This window comes from Loktanella gaetbuli, from assembly GCF_020531945.1.
GTDB lineage: Bacteria > Pseudomonadota > Alphaproteobacteria > Rhodobacterales > Rhodobacteraceae > Loktanella > Loktanella gaetbuli.
On sequence record NZ_JAJATZ010000001.1, the window covers coordinates 681854 to 705306 of the forward strand.

The following is a 23453-nucleotide window of genomic DNA, read 5'->3' on the forward strand; positions in this document are numbered from 1 at the left end:
ACCACATGGATATCGAAACCCTCAAGTCCGCACATCCCGCTCATTGGAAAAAGGCCGCCGCGATCCGCGCGCTGACACTCGATGCCGTGGCCGGCGCGAACTCGGGCCACTCCGGCATGCCGATGGGCATGGCGGACGTGGCGACCGTGTTGTTCGAAAAGCATCTGAATTTCGACCCCAAGACACCGCACTGGCCCGACCGCGACCGTTTCATCCTGTCCGCCGGTCACGGCTCGATGCTGCTGTATTCGCTGCTGCACCTGACGGGCTACGCGGATTTCCCGCTGGAGCAGATCAAGAACTTTCGCCAGTGGGGGGCCTATACCGCAGGCCATCCCGAATACGGCCACGGCGCTGGCGTCGAGGTCACGACCGGACCATTGGGTCAGGGCATTTCCAATGCGGTCGGCTTTGCCATCGCAGAGGCCCATCAGCGCGCCGTCTGGGGCGAAAAAATCGTCAATCACTACACCTACGTCATGGCCGGTGACGGCTGCCTGATGGAAGGCATCAGCCAAGAGGCCATCGGCCTTGCCGGGATGCAGGAACTGGGCCACCTGATCGTGTTCTTCGACAACAACGACATCACCATCGACGGTCATGTGGGCATCGCCGACATCACTGACCAGGCCGCGCGTTTTACGGCGTCCGGTTGGCATGTGTTGTCCATCGACGGTCATGACCCCGACGCGATCGACGCGGCCATCATCGCGGCCAAGGCCGATCCGCGCCCGTCCATGATCGCCTGCAAGACCCATATCGCACTGGGTCATGCCGCACAGGACACGTCCAAAGGTCACGGTGCCCTGACCGATCCCGCCCAGTTGACCGACGCCAAGCAGGTCTACGACTGGCACTACGGCCCCTATGAGGTGCCCGCCGAGGTCAAGCAGCAGTGGGAAGACATGGGCACCCGCGGCCAGAACGCGCATGCCGCATGGCACGACCGTTTCGCCAAACTGTCGGACGCCAAGCAAAAGGAATTCAACCGCGCCTATGACCTGGAGGCCCCCAAGAAGCTTGCCTCCACCATCCGCGCGTTCAAGAAACAGGCGACTGAAACACTGCCCAAGGTCGCGACCCGCAAGGCATCGGAAAACGTGCTCGAGGTGATCAACCCGATCATGCCCGAAACCATCGGCGGCTCTGCCGATCTGACCGGGTCCAACAACACGAAATCCTCCGACATGGGCGTATTCAGCCCTGCCAACCGCAAGGGGCGCTACATCCACTACGGCATCCGCGAACACGGCATGGCGGCGGCCATGAACGGCATGGTGCTTCATGGTGGCGTGCGTCCCTACGGCGGCACTTTCATGTGCTTTACCGATTACGCACGCGGTGCCATGCGCCTGTCGGCGCTGATGGCGGTGCCTGCGGTCTATGTCATGACCCACGACAGCATCGGTCTGGGCGAGGACGGCCCGACTCACCAGCCGGTCGAACATCTGTCGATGCTGCGCGCCACGCCGAACACCAACGTGTTCCGCCCTGCCGACACGGTCGAAACCGCCGAGGCCTGGGAACTGGCGCTGACGGACACGAAGACGCCCTCTGTTCTGGCGCTGTCTCGGCAAAACCTGCCCGCCGTCCGGACCGAGCACAAGACCAAGAACCTCACCGCATTCGGCGGCTACGTGCTGGCCGAGGCGGAGGGCAAGCGCAGCGTGATCCTGATCGCCACCGGGTCCGAGGTGCATCTGGCCATGCAGGCACGCGACGCACTTCAGGCCGAAGGGGTCGGCACCCGCGTGGTGTCCATGCCCTGCATGGAGTTGTTCATGCAACAGGACGAGGCCTATCGCCGCCGCGTGCTGCCTGCAGGGCCAGTCCGCGTCGCCGTCGAGGCTGGCGTGCGTCAGTCCTGGGACATGATCCTCATGGGTGAACGCGGTGCTGCGAAAAAATCCGCATTTGTCGGCATGGACAGCTTTGGTGCCTCTGCCCCGGCAGAAGAGTTGTTCGAAAAGTTCGGCATCACCGCCGAGGCCGTCGCCACCGCCGCGCGCGACCTGCTTTAAACCGGCAACAGGGGGCCGCATCGCGCTGCCCCCTGTCTTCTTCTGGTCAGAAATATCTGCCCCGCTGGCGAGGCGTCCCGCACTCACCAGCAGCAGGAGGCCCGATCAGACAGCGCCATCCGTTTCAATATGCATGATCGTTCCGCAATGCTTGCAATGGCTTGCGTCCCGGTCGTGTTTCGTCAGCCCGCATTCGTCGCATTCGATCCGCACCTTGTTGGGGCGGAACAGCACCCGCGCGAGTTGCAGGAACAATGTCACGCCAAAAATCATCACCACGACCGACAGCAACCGCCCCCACCAGCCCTGTGCCACGATGTCACCGAACCCTGTCGTGGTTAGTGTCGAGACCGTGAAATAAAACGCATCCGCATAATTGTTGATGGCATCGTTGACCTGCACCTGTGACGCATAGATCAGGCCCGTCATGACAAAGACGAAAACGCCCAGGTGGACGGTCGCCAGAAACACCTCTTCGTGGCGCCGGAAATAGTCGAAGTCACGCCTGAGCCTGCGCAACGTCTCATAGCTCTTGAGCAGCCGCAGGGTGCGCAGCACGCGCAGGAACCCCAACCCTTGGGCGAACAACGGCCCCAGAAAGCTGATGACCGCGATGATGTCCGCCCAGGTTGCCATCCGCGTCAGCGCCCGCCCCCAACTGGGTGTGAGCCATGCACGGATACAGAAATCCGCCAGAATGATCGTTCCGAAAAACAGGTCTGCCGCGAAAATGACGGGCGACGACGGAAAGAAGGACGTTACGATCACATAAGCCAAAGTCACCAGATCGAAGGCAAGCAGACCATAACGAAACGCGACCGCGCGCGGGCTCTCACCTTTGTAGAGGTCGCGCAGCCACTCACGCATGCGGGTGATCCGGTTTCCAGGCCCAGGCACCTGACCCCGCCACCGCAAGCGCGAGACAGCCCCCCGCAATGGCCCAGTTCTTGACGAATATGGTCAACTGCCAGGGATCGTCCTGCGCGATGAAAACCTGAAGATGGAAAAAACTGGTCACAGCGCAATAGATCGCGGCCGTGACGGCGACCGGCCGCACCGCGATGCCCACCCACAGGGCACCGCCGGCCAGCAGGTTATAGGCAAGCGCAGGCCAGACCAGCCAGAACGGCAGGCCCGCCGCAACCAGCAGTTCGCCTGCCCCATCGGGCCCCAGCCCCTTGTTCACGGCCCCGCCGATCATCAGAAACCCGATCAGGAAACGGGCGATGAACAGGGCAGCGTTTGTCATTTGGGCATGACCGCAGCCATTGCCGGTTTGATCACGGATGCCACGATCGGGATCAGGATCAATCCCCAGATGAACCCCAGCACGCCGTCGCATCCTGCCGTCACGGCCCATTCAACGATCCCCTGCCATGCCGCACCCACACCGCTGGCGGCCGCCACGGCCCAACCGTGGATCAGGTCCTCGGGTGCGTGCCATCCCAGTTGGCCGATACTGTGCACGATGATCTGACCACCGACCCACAGCATCGCAGCCGTGCCGACCCAGGTTAGCACGAACAGGAATTTCGGCATGCCTGCCACGATCCCCCGCCCCAGCAGGCGCGTGATGGACAGCCGGCCCTTTTTGGCCATCAACAGGCCGACGTCATCGGCCTTTACGATCAATGCAACAGCACCGTAAACGGCAGCGGTGATCCCGATGGCAACCACGAACAGCACGGCCGCACGGGTCCACAGGTTGTCCGTCTCGATGGCGGCCAGCGCGATGGTCATGATCTCGGCCGATAGGATGAAATCGGTCTTGATCGCGCCCTTTACCTTTTCCTCTTCGAGATGGGCCGGATCGCCTGTCGCCTTGGAATGGGGGTCCTTGTGGCCAAAGGCATGGACGATCTTTTCGGCCCCTTCATAGCACAGATAACTGCCACCCAGAATTAGCAGTGGCGCGATCAGCCAAGGGGCAAAGACCGACAGCAACATCGCGGCCGGCAGCAGAATCAGCACCTTGTTGCGGATGGATCCCCAGGCAATCTTGCCGACGATCGGCAATTCACGTGCAGGCGCAAAGCCCTGAACATATTTGGGACTGACAGCGGCGTCGTCGATCACGGCCCCTGCGGCCTTGGCGCCCGCCTTGGTCGCCTGACCAATAACGTCGTCCACGCTTGCCGCCGCGACCTTTGCGATGGCTGCGACATCATCCAGCAACGCCAACAATCCGCTCATGGTCTCTCCTTTTTGCGCGCCAATCACGCTTTTGCGAATCCTAGCGCGTCGGCGCGTGATCGCAACCCCGACCGTTGGCGCAAACGGTTAGCGATAACCCCCGCCTGTTATCGTTATCATTATGTTTTTGATGGATTTTCCCTTTTTCGTTGACCTGGCTTCCCCTAAGGCTGGCGCAATTGGGAATACCATAGGATACCGTCATGACCATCACGCTGGGGATCAATGGCTTTGGCCGCATCGGGCGCTGCACGCTGGGCCATATCGCAGAGAGCCTGCGCGACGATGTGCGCGTGACGCGGATCAATGCAACGGGCCCGATTGAAACAACCGCCCACCTGATGAAATACGACAGTGTGCATGGCCGGTTTGCCCGCCCCGTGACCGTTGATGGGCAAACGCTGGACGTGGGCACGGGCCCGATCCAGATCATGTCCACCTATGATCCCGCCGCACTGGACTGGTCAGGCGTGGACGTCGTTCTGGAATGCACCGGAAAATTCAACGATGGCCACAAGGCGTCGGTGCACCTGACCCAAGGCGCGAAAAAGGTCCTGATTTCCGCACCTGCCAAAAACGTCGACCGTACGGTGGTTTACGGCGTGAACCACCGTGACCTGTCAGGTGGTGAACGGATGATTTCCAACGGGTCCTGCACGACAAATTGCCTGGCCCCGCTGGTCAAGACGCTGAACGACACCATCGGGATTGACCGTGGCATCATGACGACGATCCACAGCTACACCGGTGACCAGCCCACGCTGGACCGCCGCCACGACGACCTGTACCGCGCGCGCGCCGCAGCCCTTGCGATGATCCCGACCTCGACCGGTGCGGCCAAGGCGCTGGGCGAGGTGCTGCCGGAAATGGCCGGCAAACTGGACGGCACAGCGATCCGCGTGCCCACACCCAATGTGTCCGCCGTTGACCTGACATTCGAGGCAGGCCGGTCCACATCAGTGGCCGAGGTCAACATGATCCTGGCCGAGGCCGCACAGGGCGCGCTGCTGGGCGTCATGGCCTATGACGCCGAGGCCAAGGTCAGCATCGATTTCAACCATACCACGGAAAGCTGCACCGTAGCCCCCGACCAGACCAAGGTCGTCGGCGGCCGCACCGTCCGCGTGCTGGCATGGTATGACAACGAATGGGGATTTTCCGCACGTATGGCAGACGTGGCCGCAACCATGGGTCGCCTGAACTAAGCGCGCTTTACCTGCATCCCGTCGGACGCTACGACATCCGCATGACCAATGCCGTCGCCATCGGAATCCTGATTGCCATCGCCGCATTCTTTGCGTTGGACCACTATGTCCTGCATTGGGAAGCCCCGCTGTTTCTGGCACGCAAGTTCGTGGAATTGCTGCAATGGCTGGCATTCTGGCGCTGATTACCGCCTGATTCCGCCCACTTGCGCTTGACCTTTCGCTCAAAAAGACAATGTTTGCGCTAACTGCGCACCCCCCTGGTGCGCTCTTACGCAAATGGAGACTCTCATGGCCGTCAAAGTCGCAATCAACGGGTTCGGACGTATCGGGCGCAACGTGCTGCGCGCCATCGTCGAATCCGGTCGCACGGATATCGAGGTCATCGCGATCAACGATCTGGGCCCGGTGGAAACAAACGCGCATCTGCTCCGCTTTGACAGCGTGCACGGCAAATTCCCCGCAACCGTGACGACGACCGAGGATTCGATCGACGTGGGCCGTGGTCCGATCCGCGTCACCGCGATCCGCAATCCTGCCGACCTGCCCTGGTCCGACGTGGATATCGTCATGGAATGCACCGGTATCTTCACCTCCAAGGAAAAATGCCAGGCGCATCTGGACAACGGGTCCAAGCGTGTGCTGATTTCCGCCCCCGGTTCGGACGCTGACAAAACCATCGTATATGGTGTAAACCACGACACGCTGACCGCCGACGACATCATCGTCAGCAACGCGTCCTGCACCACCAACTGCCTGTCACCGGTGGCCAAGGTGCTGAACGACGCTGTCGGCATCACCAAGGGTTTCATGACGACGATCCACAGCTACACCGGCGACCAGCCGACGCTGGATACCATGCACAAGGATCTGTACCGCGCCCGCGCGGCGGCCCTGTCGATGATCCCAACGTCCACCGGTGCGGCCAAGGCCGTGGGTCTGGTCCTGCCGGAACTGAACGGCAAACTGGACGGCGTCGCGATCCGCGTCCCAACCCCCAACGTGTCGGTCGTCGATCTGACGTTCGAGGCCAGCCGCGACACCACCGTGCAGGAAATCAATGACGCGATCCGCGCTGCAGCAGACGGCCCGATGAAGGGTATTCTGGCCTATACCGACCTGCCGATGGTCAGCATCGATTTCAACCATGACCCGGCATCCAGCACGTTCCACATGGACCAGACCAAGGTTCTGGACGGCAACATGGTGCGCATTCTGACCTGGTACGACAACGAATGGGGCTTTTCCAACCGGATGAGCGATACCGCCGTCGCCATGGGCAAGTTCCTTTAACACCCGCACGACCACGCACATCAGGCCGCCCCCACACCGGGGCGGCCTTTTTTATGGCGGAACCAAAATTGCTGCACCTGCGTAAGACAATGCCCCGCCAATGTAGGCACAAATGAATTTCGTGCATGGCCCTTCCGCAGCTTTGACCATTTAACTAGAAATACAGGCGTTTCAAGCAGGACTTGTTGTGTTTTGTGGGCTTGCAGGCCTCATCTGACAGCGCTTTTGACCGTCCTCTGCACCGCCGACAGGTCGCCCGAAAACCAATCATAACGCCCCAAAAATTAGCGAAACGCACCATGCAGCCCTGCATTTTATGCAAGGCGGTTATCACGCTATGGCAGTTGCGCTGCAGCGCAGCATCCCTATCTTTGGATCATCGAAACAAATTAGCCCGAAAGGAGCCTACCATGACCCTCGTCGAGACCATCCGGACCACGCTCCAAAAGCGCGCTGTCTATGAGAAAACCCGCAAGGAACTGCGTCGTCTGCCGCTGGATGTGGCGCTTGATCTGGATATCGATCGCGCCGATGCGGACAAGATCGCATACAACGCCGTCTATCGCTGAATGCGGCACATCGTGACCCAAAGCGGCCCCCGGGATGACCCGGGTGGCCGCCTTTTCGTTTCAGCGGCCTGGCTTCAGCTTGTCATGCAGGGCGTCCACCACAGCCGGGGTCACGAACTTTGAGACGTCGCCATCCAGACGGGCGATTTCCTTGACCAGCTTGCTGGCGATCGCCTGATTTTTCGCATCCGCCATCAGGAACACGGTTTCGATGCTGTTATCCAGACTGCGGTTCATGCCGACCATCTGAAATTCATATTCAAAATCGGCGACCGCGCGCAGACCGCGGATGATGACCCCGGCACCCACGTCGCGGGCGCAGTGGATCAGCAGATTTTCAAACGGATGCACCACAATTTCGGTGCCCAGCGGTTTGCCCAGTGGCACGACCTCTGACCGGATCATCTCGACCCGCTCGTGCAGATCGAAAAGCGGCCCCTTGTCCCGGTTGATGGCGACACCGATTACCAGCCTGTCGACCAGCGAACAGGCACGGCGCACGATATCAATATGACCATGGGTCACCGGATCAAAGGTGCCGGGGTATAATCCTGTGCGCATCGGCACCTCGCAATTCGGTCGGGCGATCAGTAGCCCTTTATCATGCCTTCAAGCGCGTCTTTTTCCATCGACAGCTCTGACAGCCGAGCTTTGACAACGTCACCGATGGAAATCAACCCGATCATCGCGTCACCGTCCATGACCGGCAAGTGGCGGAACCGTCCTTCGGTCATCATCGACAGCACGCTGTCGGCATTGTCGCGGGTAGTGCAGGTGGTGATTTTCGATGTCATCATCGTCTCGACGGTATCGGATAGACACTCCGGGCCGCGCTTGCCGATTTCACGGACGATATCGCGTTCGGACAGGATGCCCGTCAGTGCCGCACCATCGCTGGACACCACCACCGTACCGATCCGGTTGTCAGACATCACTTTGGCTGCGTCAGCGACGCTGCTGCTGGGTTTGACCCAGAACATCTCTTGCGAGGTTTTCGACCCAAGTATTTGTTGCACAAGCATGATGACCCTCCCGTCTGCCTGAACCAAAGGTTCCAGACACGCTGCCACAGGTCAAGGATCATTGCCGTCCCGAAGGCCGCAACCTAAATTTTCCGTCGGGAATCACAGGGGGGTCCGATGTCACCGGAACTGACGATTTTAGTTATCAACGCGGTCTTTGTGGGGTTTGCCTACGGGTTCGCCTACCCCATGCTGCGGGTGCGGACGATGAACAGGCTCGCGCTGTTCGACCTGATCATCGGCAGTGCCGCACTGATCCTGGCGGGATTGCTGTATTACGGATCAGGGATCCGGTTTTCGATGATCCTGTTTGACACGAACTGGTTGTTCTTTTCCCTTGTGACGATGGCGCTGATCGAGATCATTCCCGCAACACTCTACATGCGGCGTCACGGCATCAGCATGATGGACGATCCGGAATAGCCTCCAGTCGCGCGACCTCGGTCTTGATCCCGGCCAGCAACAGATCCGCAAACCGGGTCAGACGTTCTGACCTGCGGTCCGCGTCGTGGCGCACCAGATAGAACGACCGCGTCAATGACACCTGATCCATCAGAACCCGGTGCAGGTCAGGTGCCGACGGCAGCGCGAAATCATGCACGATGCCGATGCCCGCACCCGCGCGCAGCATCTGCAACTGCACGGACACGGAATTGCTGGCCAACTGCACCCCGGCACGCGCAAGCGGACCCAGATAATCCAACGCCGCGTCAAAGATCATGTCGGGGATATACCCCACCAGCGCCCTGCCCTGTAGCGCCTCCAGCGTTTGCGGCACCGCCAGCCTGCGGTTCTGCGCCAGATGCAGGCGGTAGTCGGTGATTTTCTGCACGGTCAGCCGCCCGGCCTGCGGCGGACTGACGGTGATCGCCATATCCGCCTCGCGCCGCGACAGGTTCACCACACGCGGCAGCGACAGGATCTGGACCTCAAGCTCTGGATTGTCGGCCTGTATCGCGGCACAGACCTGCGGCAGCAGGTAATTTGCACAGCCGTCCGGTGCGCCGATGCGGATCTGCCCCGACAACCCTGCGCTGGGCGTCTGGCCGATATCCCAGGCCCGGCTCAGCGCGACCTCGGCCTGCTCGGCGGCCTCTTGCATCCGCGCACCCAAATCCGTGACGGCATAGCCTTGGGGTGATTTCACGAACAGCGCCGCACCCATGGTCTGTTCCAGCCGGTTGATCCGTCGCCCCAGCGTGGCAGGGTCCATCCGCAATCCCGGTGCCGCCGCAGACAAGCTCTCGGCGCGGGCGACCGCGAGGAACACGCGCATATCATCCCAATTCATCGCATACCCGCAAATTTGCAAAACCGATTTGTCAAATTGACGCTTTCGCACCCAAAAACGCAAGACTAAGGTCCTGCCAAACCAGAGGAGGCTATGATGCAAGAACTGACCCATTACATCGACGGCGCACATGTCAAAGGCACGTCCGGCCGTTTCGCGGACGTTTTCAATCCTGCCACGGGCGAGGTGCAGGCCAAGGTGCCACTGGCGAATGCCGAAGAAATGGACCGCGCCGTCCAGATCGCGCTCAGGGCACAGCCGGCATGGGCCGCGACCAACCCGCAGCGCCGCGCGCGCGTGATGATGAAATTCGTCGATCTGCTGCACCGCGACATGGACAAACTGGCCGAAGCGCTGAGCCGTGAACACGGCAAGACGCTGCCCGACGCCGCAGGCGACGTGCAGCGCGGGCTCGAGGTGGTCGAATACTGCATCGGCGCACCGCAACTGCTGAAGGGTGAATTCACCGATGGTGCAGGCCCGGGCATCGACATGTATTCCATGCGCCAGCCGCTGGGTGTGTCCGCAGGTATCACGCCGTTCAACTTTCCCGCCATGATCCCGATGTGGATGTTCGCCCCTGCCATCGTCTGCGGCAACGCATTCATCCTGAAGCCGTCGGAACGTGATCCATCCGTCCCGCTGATGCTGGCCGAACTGATCGAGGAAGCGGGCCTGCCCAAGGGCATCCTGCAGGTGGTCAACGGCGACAAGGAAGCGGTCGACGCGATCCTCGATCACGACGTGATCCAGTCCGTCGGTTTCGTCGGATCGACCCCGATTGCGGAATACATCTATGGTCGCGGCTGTTCCAACGGCAAGCGCGTCCAGTGCTTTGGCGGCGCGAAAAACCACATGATCATCATGCCCGACGCCGACATGGATCAGGCCGCTGACGCACTGATCGGCGCAGGCTATGGCGCTGCCGGCGAACGCTGCATGGCAATTTCCGTCGCGGTTCCCGTCGGGGAAAAAACCGCCGATGCGCTGATCGAAAAGCTGATCCCGCGCATCGACGCGCTCAAGGTTGGCCCCTACACGGGTGGCAAGGACGTGGACTACGGCCCCGTCGTGACCGCAGCGGCCAAGGCGAACATCCTGCGGCTGGTCGAAACGGGTGTGGAACAAGGTGCCGAGCTGGTCGTCGACGGTCGCGATTTCAGCCTGCAAGGCTACGAAGACGGCTTTTTCGTCGGCCCGCATCTGTTCGACCGCGTGACCAAGGATATGGACATCTACAAGCACGAAATCTTTGGCCCAGTGCTGTCAGTCGTCCGCGCAAACGACTACGAAGAGGCACTTGGCCTCGCAATGGATCACGAGATGGGCAATGGCACTGCGATCTTTACCCGTGACGGCGACGCGGCACGTGACTTTGCCAACCGTGTCAACGTCGGCATGATCGGCGTCAACGTCCCGATCCCGGTGCCGCTGGCCTATCACACCTTTGGCGGCTGGAAAAAATCCGTCTTTGGCGACCTGAACCAGCACGGCCCGGATGCGTTCAAATTCTACACCCGGACCAAAACCGTGACCGCGCGCTGGCCGTCGGGCATCAAGCAGGGTGGTGAATTCAACTTCAAACCGATGGACTGATCACGCATCAGATCATCATGCACAGGGTGGCGCGCAGCAATGCGCGTCACCCTTTTTTTTGCCTCGGCGGCACAAACAGCCGGCAAAAAAAGCAAAAGCACGCGCAAAAACTTTTCACTGACTGAAACCATTTCCCCGCAACCATCGTGGTTCAAATCATTGAGGAGGAAATATCACATGTCCAATACGATGACCCGCCGCCGCGCCCTGCGCATCATGGCATCATCTGCCGCCGTTCCACTGATGGTGACGACCGCCTATGCCGCGGCCCATGCGCAGCCGACGACCCATACCGTGACAATCCAGAACATGGCATTCAATCCGGCGAACCTCACCATCAAGGCCGGCGACACCGTGATTTTCAGAAACGAAGACCGCGCGCCTCATGACGCAACGGCCAACAACGGTGCGTTCAAGACGCCGCGCCTGAACGCAGGCCAATCGGCGCAGCTGACGTTTCCGGGTGCCGCAACCTATTCATATATCTGCTCGGTACATCCGCGCATGACCGGTTCGATCACGGTCACCTGAGCCCCAAAGCAGGTGATCTGATCGTCAGGGTCCGCATTCCGGAGGCTCGGAATGCGGACCTACTTATTCTGCGGCAACCCGCTTGGCATCCAGCATCGGCTTTAGATAGCGCCCCGTATGACTCTCGGCCACGACCGAGACCTCCTCCGGTGTCCCCTCTGCGACGATCCGACCGCCCCCGTCGCCGCCTTCTGGTCCGATATCAATCAGGTGATCCGCCGTTTTGATCACATCCAGATTGTGTTCGATGACCACGACCGAATTGCCCTGATCGACCAGTTCATGCAGCACTTCCAACAGCTTGCGCACATCTTCGAAATGCAGGCCTGTTGTCGGTTCGTCCAGAATATACAGCGTGCGACCCGTTGATGCGCGCGCCAGCTCCTTTGACAGTTTGACGCGCTGCGCCTCACCGCCAGAAAGCGTCGTCGCCTGCTGGCCGACCTTGATATACCCCAGACCCACGCGCATCAGCGCATCCATCTTGGTCCGGATCGAAGGCACCGCCTTGAAAAATTCCTGCGCGTCCTCGACGGTCATGTCCAGCACATCCGCGATGCTCTTGCCCTTGAACCGGATTTCCAGCGTCTCGCGGTTATAGCGCGCGCCCTTGCAGGTTTCGCAGGTGACATAGACGTCAGGCAGAAAGTGCATCTCGATCTTGATGACGCCGTCACCCTGACAGGCTTCGCAGCGCCCGCCCTTGACGTTGAAACTGAACCGCCCGGGTTTGTAGCCCCGCGCCTTGGCCTCGGGCAAACCAGAGAACCAGTCGCGGATCGGTGTGAACGCCCCCGTATAGGTCGCAGGGTTCGAACGCGGCGTCCGGCCGATGGGCCGCTGGTCGATGTCGATCACCTTATCCAGATGCTCGAACCCCTTGATCGTCTCGCAAGGGGCCGGGGCCTGGCGGGCACCATTCAGCTTCATCGCGGCGTTCTTGAACAGGGTTTCAATTGTGAGCGTCGATTTCCCGCCGCCCGACACGCCCGTCACGCAGACGAATTTACCCAATGGAAAATCAGCCGTCACGTTTTGCAGGTTGTTGCCCGTCGCCTTGACCACCGTCAGTTTCTTGCCGCTGCCCTTGCGCCGTTCCGTGGGCACCGCGATTTCACGCGTGCCGGTCAGATACTGGCCGGTTACGGAATCGGCATTTGCCATGATCTCGGCCGGGGTGCCCTTGGCCACGACCTGTCCACCATGCACGCCGGCCCCCGGACCGATATCGAACACGTAATCCGCCTCGCGGATGGCTTCTTCGTCGTGTTCGACCACGATGACGGTGTTTCCCTGATCGCGCAGGTTCTTCAGCGTGGTCAGCAAACGATCGTTGTCACGCTGGTGCAGACCGATGCTCGGCTCGTCCAGCACATAGAGAACCCCCGTCAACCCGGACCCGATCTGGCTGGCCAGCCTGATCCGCTGGCTTTCGCCACCCGACAGCGTGCCCGCATTACGCGCCATGTTGAGATAGTTAAGACCGACGTTGTTCAGGAACCCCAGCCGTTCGCGAATTTCCTTGAGGATTGCGCGCGCGATCTCGTTTTTCTGCTTGGACAGCTGATCGGGCACCGCCAGACACCAGTCATAGGCGTCCGCGATGGACATCTGCACGATCTCACCGATATGCAATTTGCCGATCTTGATCGCCAGCGCCTCTTCGCGCAGCCGGTATCCGCCGCAGGCACCGCAAGGCCGGTTGTTCTGGAACTGCTCGAACTCTTCGCGGATCCAATTGCTGTCTGTCTCGCGGTAGCGGCGTTCCATGTTGGGAATGACGCCCTCAAAGGGACGGCTGACGGTATAGACGCGCCCGCCCTCATCGTAGCGGAACTTGATCTCTTCCTTGCCCGATCCCCGCAGGAACACCTGCTGAACAGCAGGGTCCAGATCCTTCCAACGCGCGGTTTTCTTGAACCCGTAGTGTTTGGCGATCGCCTCAATGGTTTGCAGAAAATAGGGCGATTTCCCCTTGCGCCACGGGGCGAGCGCACCATCCTCGATTTTCAGTGTGACGTCAGGTACCACAAGCTGTTCGTCGAAAAACAGCTCGACGCCCAGACCGTCACACTTGGGACAGGCCCCCACGGGCGCGTTGAATGAAAACAGCCGCGGCTCGATCTCGGGAATGGTGAACCCGCTGACAGGGCAGGCGAAATTCTCGGAAAACGTTATGCGCTCCGGCTCACCCTCACTGGGTGCGGTTTCCAGGATCGTGATCCCGTCAGCCAGATCAAGTGCCGTTCGGAACGAATCCGCCAGCCGCGTCTCAAGCCCCTCGCGCACCACGATCCGGTCGACCACCACGTCGATATCGTGACGGAACTTCTTGTCCAGCGTGGGCGGTTCGTCCAACTCGTAGAACTGCCCGTCGACCTTGACCCGCTGGAATCCCTGTTTGCGCAGTTCCAGGAATTCCTTGCGGTACTCCCCCTTGCGGTCGCGGATGATCGGGGCCAGCAGATAACCGCGCGTGCCCTCCTCCATCGCCATGACACGGTCAACCATGTCCTGCACCTGCTGCGCCTCGATGGGCATTCCGGTCGCGGGTGAATAGGGCGTGCCTGCACGCGCAAACAGCAGGCGCATGTAGTCATAGATCTCGGTGATCGTGCCAACTGTCGATCGGGGGTTTTTCGACGTGGTTTTCTGTTCGATCGAAATGGCGGGCGACAGGCCGGAGATGTGATCCACATCCGGCTTTTCCATCATGTCCAGAAACTGGCGCGCATAGGCACTCAGGCTTTCGACATAGCGCCGCTGGCCTTCGGCATAAATCGTGTCAAACGCGAGTGAGGACTTGCCGGATCCGGACAGGCCGGTAATCACGACCAGCTGATCGCGCGGTATATCCACGTCGATATTCTTGAGGTTGTGTTCGCGCGCGCCGCGCACTTCGATGTTCTTCAGCTCGGCCATATCGCCCCCAAGGCAGTGTTCCCTCTCAGATAGCAAGCAAACAGCCGTTTGCCAGCCCCGAAAATGAACAAACGATGAACACCGAAAGATTCAGCGGCGTCCATCCTTCTTCTGGTCAAAAATATCCCGGGGGTTTGGGGGCAGCGCCCCCAATCCTTACATGTGAATAACGCGGCCGTAGGCGTCCAGCACGCTTTCGTGCATCATCTCCGACAAGGTGGGATGCGGGAACACGGTGTTCATCAGGTCTTCTTCGGTGGTCTCCAACTGGCGGCCGACGACATAGCCCTGGATCAGTTCGGTCACTTCCGCGCCGACCATGTGGGCACCCAGCAGTTCGCCGGTTTTTGCATCAAAGATCGTCTTGACCATGCCTTCGGGTTCACCCAGCGCGATGGCCTTGCCATTGCCGATGAACGGGAACCGGCCAACCTTGATGTCATAGCCCAATTCCTTGGCCTTCGCCTCGGTATAGCCGACGGATGCCACCTGCGGGTGGCAATAGGTGCAGCCCGCGATGCTCTCGGGTTTCACGGGGTGCGGATGTTTGCCTGCGATCAGTTCCGCCACCATGACGCCCTCGTGGGACGCCTTGTGCGCAAGCCAGGGCGCGCCCGCGATATCGCCGATGGCGAACAGACCGTCGACGCCCGTGCGGCAATATTCATCGGTGACCACATGGGTGCGGTCGATCTTGACGCCCAACTCCTCCAGCCCAAGGTTTTCGACGTTGCCCACGATCCCCACGGCGGAAATCACCGTGTCGAATTCCATCTTTTCGACCTTGCCCTTGCTTTCGATATGGGCGGTCACCTTGTCCTTGGCGCGGTCCAACTGCTTGACCACGGATTTCTCCATGATCTTCATGCCCTGCTTTTCGAACTGCTTCTTGGCGAACTTGCTGATCTCGGCGTCCTCGACGGGCAGCACGCGGTCCATGACCTCGACCACCGTGGTATCGGCACCCATGGTGTTGAAGAAGCTGGCGAATTCGATCCCGATGGCACCCGACCCGATGACCAGCAGTTTTTCGGGCATGCGTGGTGCCTGCAAGGCATGCTTGTAATTCCAGACGCGGTCGCCGTCGGCCTCGAGGCCGGGCAGATTGCGTGCACGCGCACCTGTGGCCAGAACGATGTTCTTGGCCTCCAGCTGTTCTTCGCCCTTGTCGGTCTTGACGCTGACCTTGCCCTTGGCGGTGATCCGGGCCTCGCCCATGATCGTGGTGATCTTGTTCTTTTTCATCAGGTGGCCGATGCCGGACGACAGTTGACCTGCGACATTGCGCGACCGCTTGACCACGGCCGCCAGGTCAAAGCTTGGTTTTTCAACCGACAGGCCGAATTCCTTGGCCCGGTGCATCAGGTGGAACACCTCTGATGATCGCAACAACGCCTTGGTCGGGATACAGCCCCAGTTCAGGCAGATGCCGCCCATGTGTTCGCGCTCGACGATCACGACCTTCTGACCCAGTTGGGCCGCACGGATCGCGGCCACGTAGCCGCCGGGACCAGCCCCGATCACGATCACGTCGAAATTTTGTGCGGCCATGTCGCGGCTCCCTGAGCAAGAATAGTTTAACGTTGAACTAAATGTCCTGACCCAACTATATGACCCTCGTGGCCAAGGGCAACCCGAAGTTTCAGGCCTCGTCCGCCTGAAGCTTACGCAAGGTCAGACCATAGCCGCCGTTTGCCAGATAATCGACCTCGGCCTTGGTGCTGGTGCGATCGAGCGCTGCATTGCGATACGGGAACCGACCGAATTCACGGATCACCTCGCGGTGCGCTTGCGCGTGCACACCATTGTCACCCTCCGGCATCCGCGCATGCAGCAGCCGAACGGCACGATCCTGGTCCGTCAGATTTTCGGAATGCATCAGAGGCAGATAAAAGAACTGTCTGGCGGGCGGGTCGATCCGCAGATCCCAATCGCGGTCGATTGCCATTTTTGCCGCCGACCGCGCCAGATGGTCGGTTGCAAAGGACCGCCCGTCACCGCGAAACATGTTGCGCGGGAACTGATCCGTCAAAATGATATAGGCAAGCGCCTCTGACGGGCATGTCAGCCACAGGCCCAACCCGCCGTCCTCTGCCTCTTGCCAGCGATCCATGAACGTCTCGCGGATCTTGGCATCCAGCGCATCGTTCTGTCGGTACCAATCCGCCGGGTCACATTCCTCGAGCCAGAACCGCAACACATCCTGTGGTGTAATCATCGAAACGCCCTCCGCGTAGGCCCTGTTCAGGGCCAAAGTGTTACAGACCCAAGCAAATCCGCGCGCACCGCGCAAGCCTCAGCTGACCGGGGGTGTCGCGGCTGTGTCGTCTTCGTCTCTTTCGGTGAGGGCGTGCTCGGCAGCGGTTTCCTCGTTGTCGATGTAAACCTCTTGCGCCATCTCGGTGACGATCGGCGTCGTCGACGGGCTCAGCGCGGAATAGCTGACCTGATCGAATTCGTCGGCGATGCGTTCACGCTGAACCATCCGCACCAGACCATAGGCACCCATCACGATCATCAGGAACGCGAGGAAAAACCAGTATCCGGCGGGTCCGATCATATCGAGCATATAGCCCAGGGTGATAGGTCCCAGGATCGCGCCCACGCCGTTCACGAACAGCAAACCACCCGATGCAGCCGCCATATCCTCGCGTTCGAGGTAGTCGTTGCAATAGGCGATCAGCAGCGCATACAGCGGGTTGGACGTACCACCCACCAACGCCCCCGACAGCAACGCGAGGGTGTAGGATGCCGGAAAGAATCCTGCGATCAATGACCCCAGACCGCCGACGAAGGCGACACCGATGATCAGGATACGCCGGTCCAGACGGTCGGACAGCCAGCCGATCGGATACTGCGCGATCAGCGCCGCCGTGTAGATACCCGACACGAACAACGAAATCTGCGCGACGCTGAACCCTGCCCGCGCGCCATAGACCGCCGACATGCCGAACTGTGCGGAAAACACCCCACCCAGCAGGAACATGCCAACGCAGGCCAGCGGAGAGGTCTTGATCAGCTGCGTGACCTTCATCGGTTTGGTGCGACCGAATGCAGGCATCGGCTTGATCGACAAAAGGATCGGCGCAAAGGCCATCGACACCAGCGCGCTCGACACGATGAACAGCGTATAGCCCGACACGTCACCCCGCGTGATGACGAATTGCGCCGTGACGATGCCCGCCATCTGCACGATCATGTACAGCGACAACGCCTGCCCGCGCGTCTCGTTCGACGAGGCATCGTTCAGCCAGCTTTCGGCGGTGACATAGACACCGCAGAAACAGAACCCGATCACCACACGGCCAACGGTCCAGGAAATCGGATCGGCCAGCACGGGATACAGGATCAACACAGCCGAGATGGTCGATCCCAGCGCCGCAAAGACCCGCACATGACCGACCCTGCGGATCAGTTCCGGCACCGTTTTCGAGGCAAACAGAAACCCCATGAAATAGCCCGACATCACGATCGAGATCTGCAGCGTGCTGAAACCTTCGATTTCGCCGCGCAGACCCAGCAGCGTGCCTTGCAGACCGTTGCCGATCATCAGCATGAACATGCCCAGGAACAGCGCCCAGGACGAGGTGAATACGTTGATCATGGCGCGGCCCTTTCAATCAGTGACGCAGTCAGTCAGGTGCCCCCGTCGCCGTCATGGCGAAGGTTGTCAACACTTTGCAACAGATTGTGGCAAAGGCTTCGTGACAGTTCGCGTGTTTCTGCCGGCTCATGTCGCAAGTCGCATTTGAGGGGTCGTATTGTGCCACGGGTTGCAGGCGGTTGATCGCTTAGCCGCGAGCGGTGCCTGTTCCGCCACCCGACAATCCGTTAGGGCACAGCCGAACGCATCACACCGAACGACGGAGCCACCAGATGTTACTGCGCAGCCTTGCCCTGATCACCGCCCTTGCCCCGCTGACCGCCATGGCGGCCGACAGCGAAAACAGGTTTGCCGTTGACGGGATCGGTGTCGGGCGGTGTTCGGTTCTGGTCGCCGCGAATGATGCTGGCGACACCGCACTGGTTGCGGGCTTTGGCAGCTGGGCATCGGGCTATCTGACTGCGACCAACGCGCTGGCACCGGGAACATTCGACATGACCCCGTGGCAATCAGAGAGCCTGATCCTCGCGCAGGTCGGCACATATTGCCGTCAAAACCCCGATGTGCCCTTTTTCGAGGCGCTGCGCCGCCTGATCCGGCAGCTGGACGCGGTCAAACTGACCGAGGCCAGTGAGCCGCTCACCCTGACCGCGGACGAGGAAAGCATCCAAGTCTACACCGCTGTGGCACAGGGCGTGCGCGATGCATTGACGGCGCTGGATTATGACGTGGCAGACGGCGATGCGGGCCTGACCGATGCGATCGCCGCATTCCAGACCGACAACGCACTCGACCCGACGGGACTGCCGGATCAGCGGACGCTGCTGCGCCTGTTCAACCGCTAGGATCGCCACCCGGCAACAACAACGACGAATCCCCGTAAGAGAAAAAGCGGTAACGCTCTTCAATCGCGTGCGCGTAGATGTCGCGCACGCGGTCGACGCCCATGACTGCCGATACCAGCATCATCAGCGTGGATTTCGGCAGATGGAAATTGGTCATCAGCGCATCAGACGCACGCAACCGGAACCCCGGCGTGATGAAAATGTCGGTATCACCCGTCCACGGCTGAACCCCGTCATCGGTGGCTGCCGTTTCGATCAGGCGCAGCGCGGTCGTTCCCACGGGAATGATCCGGCCACCGGCAGCACGGGTCGCATTGATCTGGCCTGCCGCCTCGGCCGTGACCTCGCCCCATTCGGCATGCATCTTGTGCTGCGCAATGTCGTCGACCTTGACCGGCAGGAACGTGCCCGCACCGACGTGCAGGGTGACATAAGTAAACTGCACACCCTTGTCGCGTAGCGCCTGCAACAAGGCTTCGTCGAAATGCAGCGATGCGGTCGGTGCCGCCACAGCACCAGACGTGCGCGCCCAGGCCGTCTGGTAATCCGTGCGGTCCGCCTCATCGGCGGGGCGCAGGGCGGCAATGTAGGGTGGCAACGGCATCTGTCCTGCCTGATCGAGCGCCTTGTCGAAATCACTGCCTGTCAGGTCGAATTCAAGATGCGCCTGACCGTCCGCACGTCCCAGCACGCGGGCCCGAAGAGTGTCGGAAAACACGATCACCTCGCCATCGCGCACCTTTTTCAGCGGCTTGACCAGCGCTGTCCAACCGATGGCCTGCGGGGCCAGCAGCGTGACCTCGATCCGCGCCGTCGTCTCGCCTGCCTCGCCGGTGCGGCTGCGCGTGCCGGTCAGCCGCGCTGGGATCACCTTGGTATCATTCAGCACCAGACGGTCGCCGGGTTGCAGCAGATCGACCAGATCACTGACCCGGCGGTCGTCCAGTCTGTCAGGTGTCGCCACCAGCAGCCGCGCGGCCGTCCGCGGACGCGCAGGACGGGTTGCAATCAGGTCCTCGGGCAGGTCGAAATCGAAATCGGATAGTTTCATCGGCTAACCTGTGGTGGCGGGCGGCGAAAAATCTCGCGGAACATACCCGGCGTGAACAGTGACAGCGGGTTGACCGTGACCTGTGGGGCCGCTGCCGTTCCCGCAAGGTTGAAATTGAAACCGATCAGCCCTTCGCCCCTGCGGGTCAGGAAACTGCCGATCCCGTTGAGGATATAGAACGGCGAGACGACGCCTTGAAACGCCACCTGCTTTGACGCCAGCGTGTAAATTCCATCCAACGAAATGCCAAGTCCCGGTCCAACCGCGCTGGATTGGGTCACGGTGATCGCTTCGGGGGTCAACCGAAACGCTGCATCCACCGTATCGAACGACAACCCCTGACCGTCCAGTTGCTGCAACAGGCCGACAACGCTGATGGCATCCAGCAGCGCGGCGACACCCGGCGCGTCCCGTACCCGCAAATTGCGGATCGCAAGTGTACCGTCATAGGCGCGGCGTTCGGGCGCCGGGACCAGTGTCAGGTCCAGATTGCCACCCAGCGCCCCTTCCATGAAACCGCCCGCGCGCAGCACCGCCCCGGCGTCCGTTGCCGCAATGCGCACCGCCGTGCGTCCGCCGGTCGGCGTCACCTCTCCGGTCACCGGGGCCTGCCCGTTGAACTGTCCGTCGAAACGACCCGTCAGCCCACCGGTCGTATCAAAGCGGCCACGAAACCCCGTCAGCGCAAGACCGCCCGCAATGTCGAGCCGGTTCAGCGTTACGTCGATCGGCCCGCCCTGCCCGCCACCGGACCCGCCCCCCAGCTGAGCGCGCGACAGGTCCAGCACCCCGCCCGAGATGGTCACACCAACGGCCCGCCCGGCACCGCGTCCAGTCAGGGTGACAGGCCCGTCGAACCAGTTGCCGACCCGCACACGGTCAAACCGCGCCGCCTGCAACTGGCCTTGCGCCAATGAAACGGCACCCGTGGCGCGCAGGCCGGGTGCCTCGAGGTTGATTTCCTCGACCTGTGGCGTGGCGCCCAGTGTCGCAGTCAGCGCCAGACTGGCCGATGTCGTCTCGGGCTTGATCCAGTTGATCGCAGGCACGGACAGGCCGACCCCGGCGAGGTCCGATGTCAGACGCAGACGTGGCGGGCTGTTTCTGGGCAAGGTCAGGTCAATGCGTGCCAAGCCGCGACCGCGGACCGCCCCCGGCGGCAAACCGATACCAAAGGTCTGCAAGGCACCAGGCGTGATCGTGACATCCGCCGTGATCTGCGGTCGCGCGCCAGAGGGGCCGAACCCCTGCCGGTAGACCCCGCGCAGCGCGACACCATCCAGACTGGCTGGGCCAGTCAGGGTCAGACCATCGGGACCGATTTCGGCCTCCAGACGGCTACTTGTCAGCCTGCGGTTTGGCACCAGCACGTCGCTGCTGATGCGCGTCAGGACCGCCGTCGCGTCATAGGAAACATCCGGCCCACGCACGCCGTCACGGATAGGCAGGCCAATTGCGGCGCGCACTGCCGCGCGGCCGTCTGCCAATGTCACTGGCAGGTTTGCCCGGTCCATCAACCGCAGTGGTGGCTGCGACAACAGCGACAGTGCCGCCGTCACCGTGCCGTCGGTGCGCAGATCAATGTCAAGGCGTGCCGGTTTCTCGGCCAGATCGGGAATGACCAGCGTGGAACCTGCCACGCTGACGGCCCCTCCTTGCGGGGCGATTACCCGACCACTGCCAAGCGACAGCGCAAACCGATCCTGCGCAAGACTGGCAAAACCCGCCGCATTCTCGATCCACGGATTATCGCGCAGATAGCGCACCCGCGCGCCCTCGAACCCGAAACTGGCCGCAAGAACGGGTGCCGCTTCGGGCAGCAACCGCAACCCGAGGTTCACATCCTTTAGTGTGCCACCGTCGATATTGTTGGCAATCCACCGACGTGTCCCCGGTCGGACCTGTTCCGGCCAGACCCGCATCAGCGCCTCGGGTGTCAGGCGATTCGCCGCGATATCCAGACGCGAGGTCCAGCCTTGCGCCGTGGCCGCGACCGTCATGGCGGCCTGCGCGGTGATGGCCGGGTCGGTCACCGTGACCTGCCCGATATCCAGACGAAAGGGCGCAAGCCGCAGACGCATGTCGATATCCGCCCGCGCAAGCGGCAGGGGATCGTCGTAAAAGCCGCGCGGGTTCAGCGCGATTTCGGTCGCAACCATCTGCATCACGAAACTGCGCGGCAGACCGGCGCGGAAATCCTGCAACAAGACGTGTCCTTGTGCGGCGAACCTCGTCGAAGGAGATGCAAGCGACAGCGCATCGACCGCAACCCGTTGGGCAACGGGATCATAACGGCCCGTGATCGTGGCAGAATCCACCGGCAGCGGAACCGGCCCGCCTGTGATTTCACCGGCACCAACGGACAAGGTAACGGCGAGTGGGGCCAGAACCCCATCTGCATCCAGCGCTGTCGTCAGTTGCGCGGACACGGGTGCATCCAGCGCGTCCAGCACAGCCAGCGCCGCCGACTGGCTGGCCAGATCACGCGCAGGCAGGTCGCGCACGGATACGCTGATATCGGCAGCCCGACTGTCACGCGGACTGTCCAGCGCCAAGTCGACCTGCGCTGTCCCTGCGTCCCCCGCGAGCGCGACCGCAAGCTCGGCCGTCGTGCGGGCTGCCGTCAGACGCAGATCGAAACGCCCGTCGTCCACGGTCCAGACCCGATCGACACGCGCGTCGCTATAGGTCATCGCCACCCCGTCCAGCGTCACCTGTTCGAGGGCGGCAAAGGCCGGACGTTCGCGCAACCCGTCGAGCTGCGCCACCAAGCCGCCCAGACCGTCGGCCAACAACGCGCCGTTGCCACCGGGGCGGTCAAATCCGAATTGAAACGCACCATCCGCGTCACGCCGGACAGACACCTGCGTCCCCGTCAGTGCGATCCGCTGCACCAGTGCCGCACGTTCGAACAGCACGCCTCTTGGCGACAGGCCAGCTGCGATCTGGTCGACCTCTGCCAGCACCTGGCCCGTGCCATCGCGCAGCACCGTATCCGTCAGCCATATCTGCGGATGCAGATCACGTCCCACGCGCAGGTGGATATCGCCAAAATGCAGCGTCCCGCCGCCCAGCACCTCGGCGGCACGCGATTCGACCCGGTCGCGTACCCAGGCAGGGGCCGTGATGTCGCGGTCCAGCACCGCAATTCCGGCCACAAACAGCAACAGAACCGGCAGCCCGAACAGCCACAACAGCGCCCTGATGCCGCGGGACGGCATCCGCCTGCGCGGGATTGTCGCTGTTTCGGGGTCTGTCATGGTTTGCCTGTCCGCCTCACCGCGTTAGTTTCGCCGCAGATGGCGCAAAG

21 protein-coding genes are annotated in these 23453 nt (G+C 61.5%); 9 read left to right on the forward strand and 12 right to left on the reverse strand.

What is annotated here, in order from left to right; all coding sequences use genetic code 11:
• The first annotated feature begins 5 nt into the window (after positions 1-5).
• Entirely contained in the window at positions 6-2021 is a 2016-nt protein-coding gene (gene tkt, locus LGQ03_RS03380; RefSeq protein ID WP_226747227.1) for a transketolase, read from the forward strand.
• Between the two features lie 105 nt (positions 2022-2126).
• On the opposite strand, the gene LGQ03_RS03385 is transcribed toward tkt, so the two are convergent.
• Genes LGQ03_RS03385 through LGQ03_RS03395 form a run of 3 tightly spaced genes read right to left on the reverse strand, consistent with a single transcriptional unit; the run spans position 2127 to position 4214 of the window.
• The gene (locus LGQ03_RS03385) at positions 2127-2888 is read right to left on the reverse strand and encodes an ion channel (protein ID WP_226747228.1); all 762 of its coding nucleotides are present in this window, start codon (positions 2886-2888) and stop codon (positions 2127-2129) included.
• The gene (locus LGQ03_RS03390) at positions 2881-3270 is read right to left on the reverse strand and encodes a DoxX family protein (protein ID WP_226747229.1); all 390 of its coding nucleotides are present in this window, start codon (positions 3268-3270) and stop codon (positions 2881-2883) included. Before LGQ03_RS03390 ends, LGQ03_RS03385 begins: the two co-directional genes overlap by 8 nt.
• Positions 3267-4214, reverse strand: coding sequence for a DUF808 domain-containing protein (locus tag LGQ03_RS03395; RefSeq protein WP_090160640.1), 948 nt, complete (start codon positions 4212-4214; stop codon positions 3267-3269). The genes LGQ03_RS03390 and LGQ03_RS03395 overlap by 4 nt, the downstream gene beginning before the upstream one ends.
• 203 nt (positions 4215-4417) lie before the next feature.
• Here LGQ03_RS03395 and gap (LGQ03_RS03400) point away from each other — a divergent pair, with 203 nt between their 5' ends.
• The 4 genes from gap (LGQ03_RS03400) to LGQ03_RS03415 all read left to right on the forward strand — a co-directional run bounded on the left by gap (LGQ03_RS03400) (position 4418) and on the right by LGQ03_RS03415 (position 7281).
• Positions 4418-5419 (forward strand): type I glyceraldehyde-3-phosphate dehydrogenase, encoded by a 1002-nt coding sequence (gene gap, locus LGQ03_RS03400; RefSeq protein WP_226747230.1) that lies wholly within the window; start codon positions 4418-4420, stop codon positions 5417-5419.
• A gap of 41 nt (positions 5420-5460) precedes the next feature.
• Entirely contained in the window at positions 5461-5604 is a 144-nt protein-coding gene (locus tag LGQ03_RS03405; RefSeq protein WP_177172736.1) for a hypothetical protein, read from the forward strand.
• Positions 5605-5710: 106 nt separating this feature from the next.
• Positions 5711-6712, forward strand: a complete 1002-nt coding sequence (gene gap, locus LGQ03_RS03410; protein ID WP_056034899.1) for a type I glyceraldehyde-3-phosphate dehydrogenase — start codon at positions 5711-5713, stop codon at positions 6710-6712.
• 410 nt (positions 6713-7122) lie between these two features.
• Positions 7123-7281, forward strand: coding sequence for a hypothetical protein (locus tag LGQ03_RS03415; RefSeq protein WP_177172735.1), 159 nt, complete (start codon positions 7123-7125; stop codon positions 7279-7281).
• A 60-nt stretch (positions 7282-7341) separates the two neighbouring features.
• Here the strand turns inward: LGQ03_RS03415 and coaD are convergent, their stop codons facing one another.
• The gene (gene coaD, locus LGQ03_RS03420) at positions 7342-7842 is read right to left on the reverse strand and encodes a pantetheine-phosphate adenylyltransferase (protein ID WP_090160636.1); all 501 of its coding nucleotides are present in this window, start codon (positions 7840-7842) and stop codon (positions 7342-7344) included.
• A 26-nt stretch (positions 7843-7868) separates the two neighbouring features.
• Positions 7869-8303 (reverse strand): CBS domain-containing protein, encoded by a 435-nt coding sequence (locus LGQ03_RS03425; protein ID WP_090160634.1) that lies wholly within the window; start codon positions 8301-8303, stop codon positions 7869-7871.
• A 117-nt stretch (positions 8304-8420) separates the two neighbouring features.
• On the opposite strand from LGQ03_RS03425, the gene LGQ03_RS03430 reads away from it, so the two are divergent.
• Positions 8421-8726 (forward strand): hypothetical protein, encoded by a 306-nt coding sequence (locus tag LGQ03_RS03430; protein WP_090160632.1) that lies wholly within the window; start codon positions 8421-8423, stop codon positions 8724-8726.
• On the opposite strand, the gene LGQ03_RS03435 is transcribed toward LGQ03_RS03430, so the two are convergent.
• Positions 8701-9594: a LysR family transcriptional regulator gene (locus tag LGQ03_RS03435; protein WP_226747231.1), complete on the reverse strand. Its 894-nt coding sequence runs from the start codon at positions 9592-9594 to the stop codon at positions 8701-8703. The genes LGQ03_RS03430 and LGQ03_RS03435 overlap by 26 nt on opposite strands.
• A 96-nt stretch (positions 9595-9690) precedes the next feature.
• Between LGQ03_RS03435 and LGQ03_RS03440 the strand changes: the two genes are divergently transcribed.
• Together LGQ03_RS03440 and LGQ03_RS03445 are read left to right on the forward strand one after the other, a co-directional pair.
• Complete coding sequence (locus tag LGQ03_RS03440; RefSeq protein WP_226747232.1) at positions 9691-11190, forward strand: CoA-acylating methylmalonate-semialdehyde dehydrogenase; 1500 nt, start codon at positions 9691-9693, stop codon at positions 11188-11190.
• Between the two features lie 177 nt (positions 11191-11367).
• A complete protein-coding gene (locus LGQ03_RS03445; RefSeq protein WP_226747233.1) occupies positions 11368-11721 on the forward strand; it encodes a cupredoxin domain-containing protein in 354 nt (117 codons plus the stop codon).
• Between the two features lie 63 nt (positions 11722-11784).
• Here the strand turns inward: LGQ03_RS03445 and uvrA are convergent, their stop codons facing one another.
• From uvrA to LGQ03_RS03465, 4 genes are all read right to left on the reverse strand, one after another.
• Positions 11785-14643, reverse strand: a complete 2859-nt coding sequence (gene uvrA / locus LGQ03_RS03450; RefSeq protein WP_090160626.1) for an excinuclease ABC subunit UvrA — start codon at positions 14641-14643, stop codon at positions 11785-11787.
• Between the two features lie 156 nt (positions 14644-14799).
• The gene (gene lpdA, locus LGQ03_RS03455) at positions 14800-16194 is read right to left on the reverse strand and encodes a dihydrolipoyl dehydrogenase (RefSeq protein ID WP_226747234.1); all 1395 of its coding nucleotides are present in this window, start codon (positions 16192-16194) and stop codon (positions 14800-14802) included.
• 91 nt (positions 16195-16285) lie between these two features.
• On the reverse strand, positions 16286-16861 hold the full coding sequence (locus tag LGQ03_RS03460) for a DUF924 family protein (RefSeq protein ID WP_226747235.1): 576 nt from the start codon (positions 16859-16861) through the stop codon (positions 16286-16288).
• Positions 16862-16939: 78 nt separating this feature from the next.
• A complete protein-coding gene (locus tag LGQ03_RS03465; protein WP_226747236.1) occupies positions 16940-18247 on the reverse strand; it encodes an MFS transporter in 1308 nt (435 codons plus the stop codon).
• A 272-nt stretch (positions 18248-18519) separates the two neighbouring features.
• On the opposite strand from LGQ03_RS03465, the gene LGQ03_RS03470 reads away from it, so the two are divergent.
• Complete coding sequence (locus tag LGQ03_RS03470; protein ID WP_226747237.1) at positions 18520-19092, forward strand: peptidoglycan-binding domain-containing protein; 573 nt, start codon at positions 18520-18522, stop codon at positions 19090-19092.
• On the opposite strand, the gene queA is transcribed toward LGQ03_RS03470, so the two are convergent.
• On the reverse strand, positions 19082-20143 hold the full coding sequence (queA, locus tag LGQ03_RS03475; RefSeq protein ID WP_226747238.1) for a tRNA preQ1(34) S-adenosylmethionine ribosyltransferase-isomerase QueA: 1062 nt from the start codon (positions 20141-20143) through the stop codon (positions 19082-19084). The genes LGQ03_RS03470 and queA overlap by 11 nt on opposite strands.
• Positions 20140-23403, reverse strand: a complete 3264-nt coding sequence (locus LGQ03_RS03480; protein WP_226747239.1) for a DUF3971 domain-containing protein — start codon at positions 23401-23403, stop codon at positions 20140-20142. Before LGQ03_RS03480 ends, queA begins: the two co-directional genes overlap by 4 nt.
• Positions 23404-23453 lie beyond the last annotated feature (50 nt).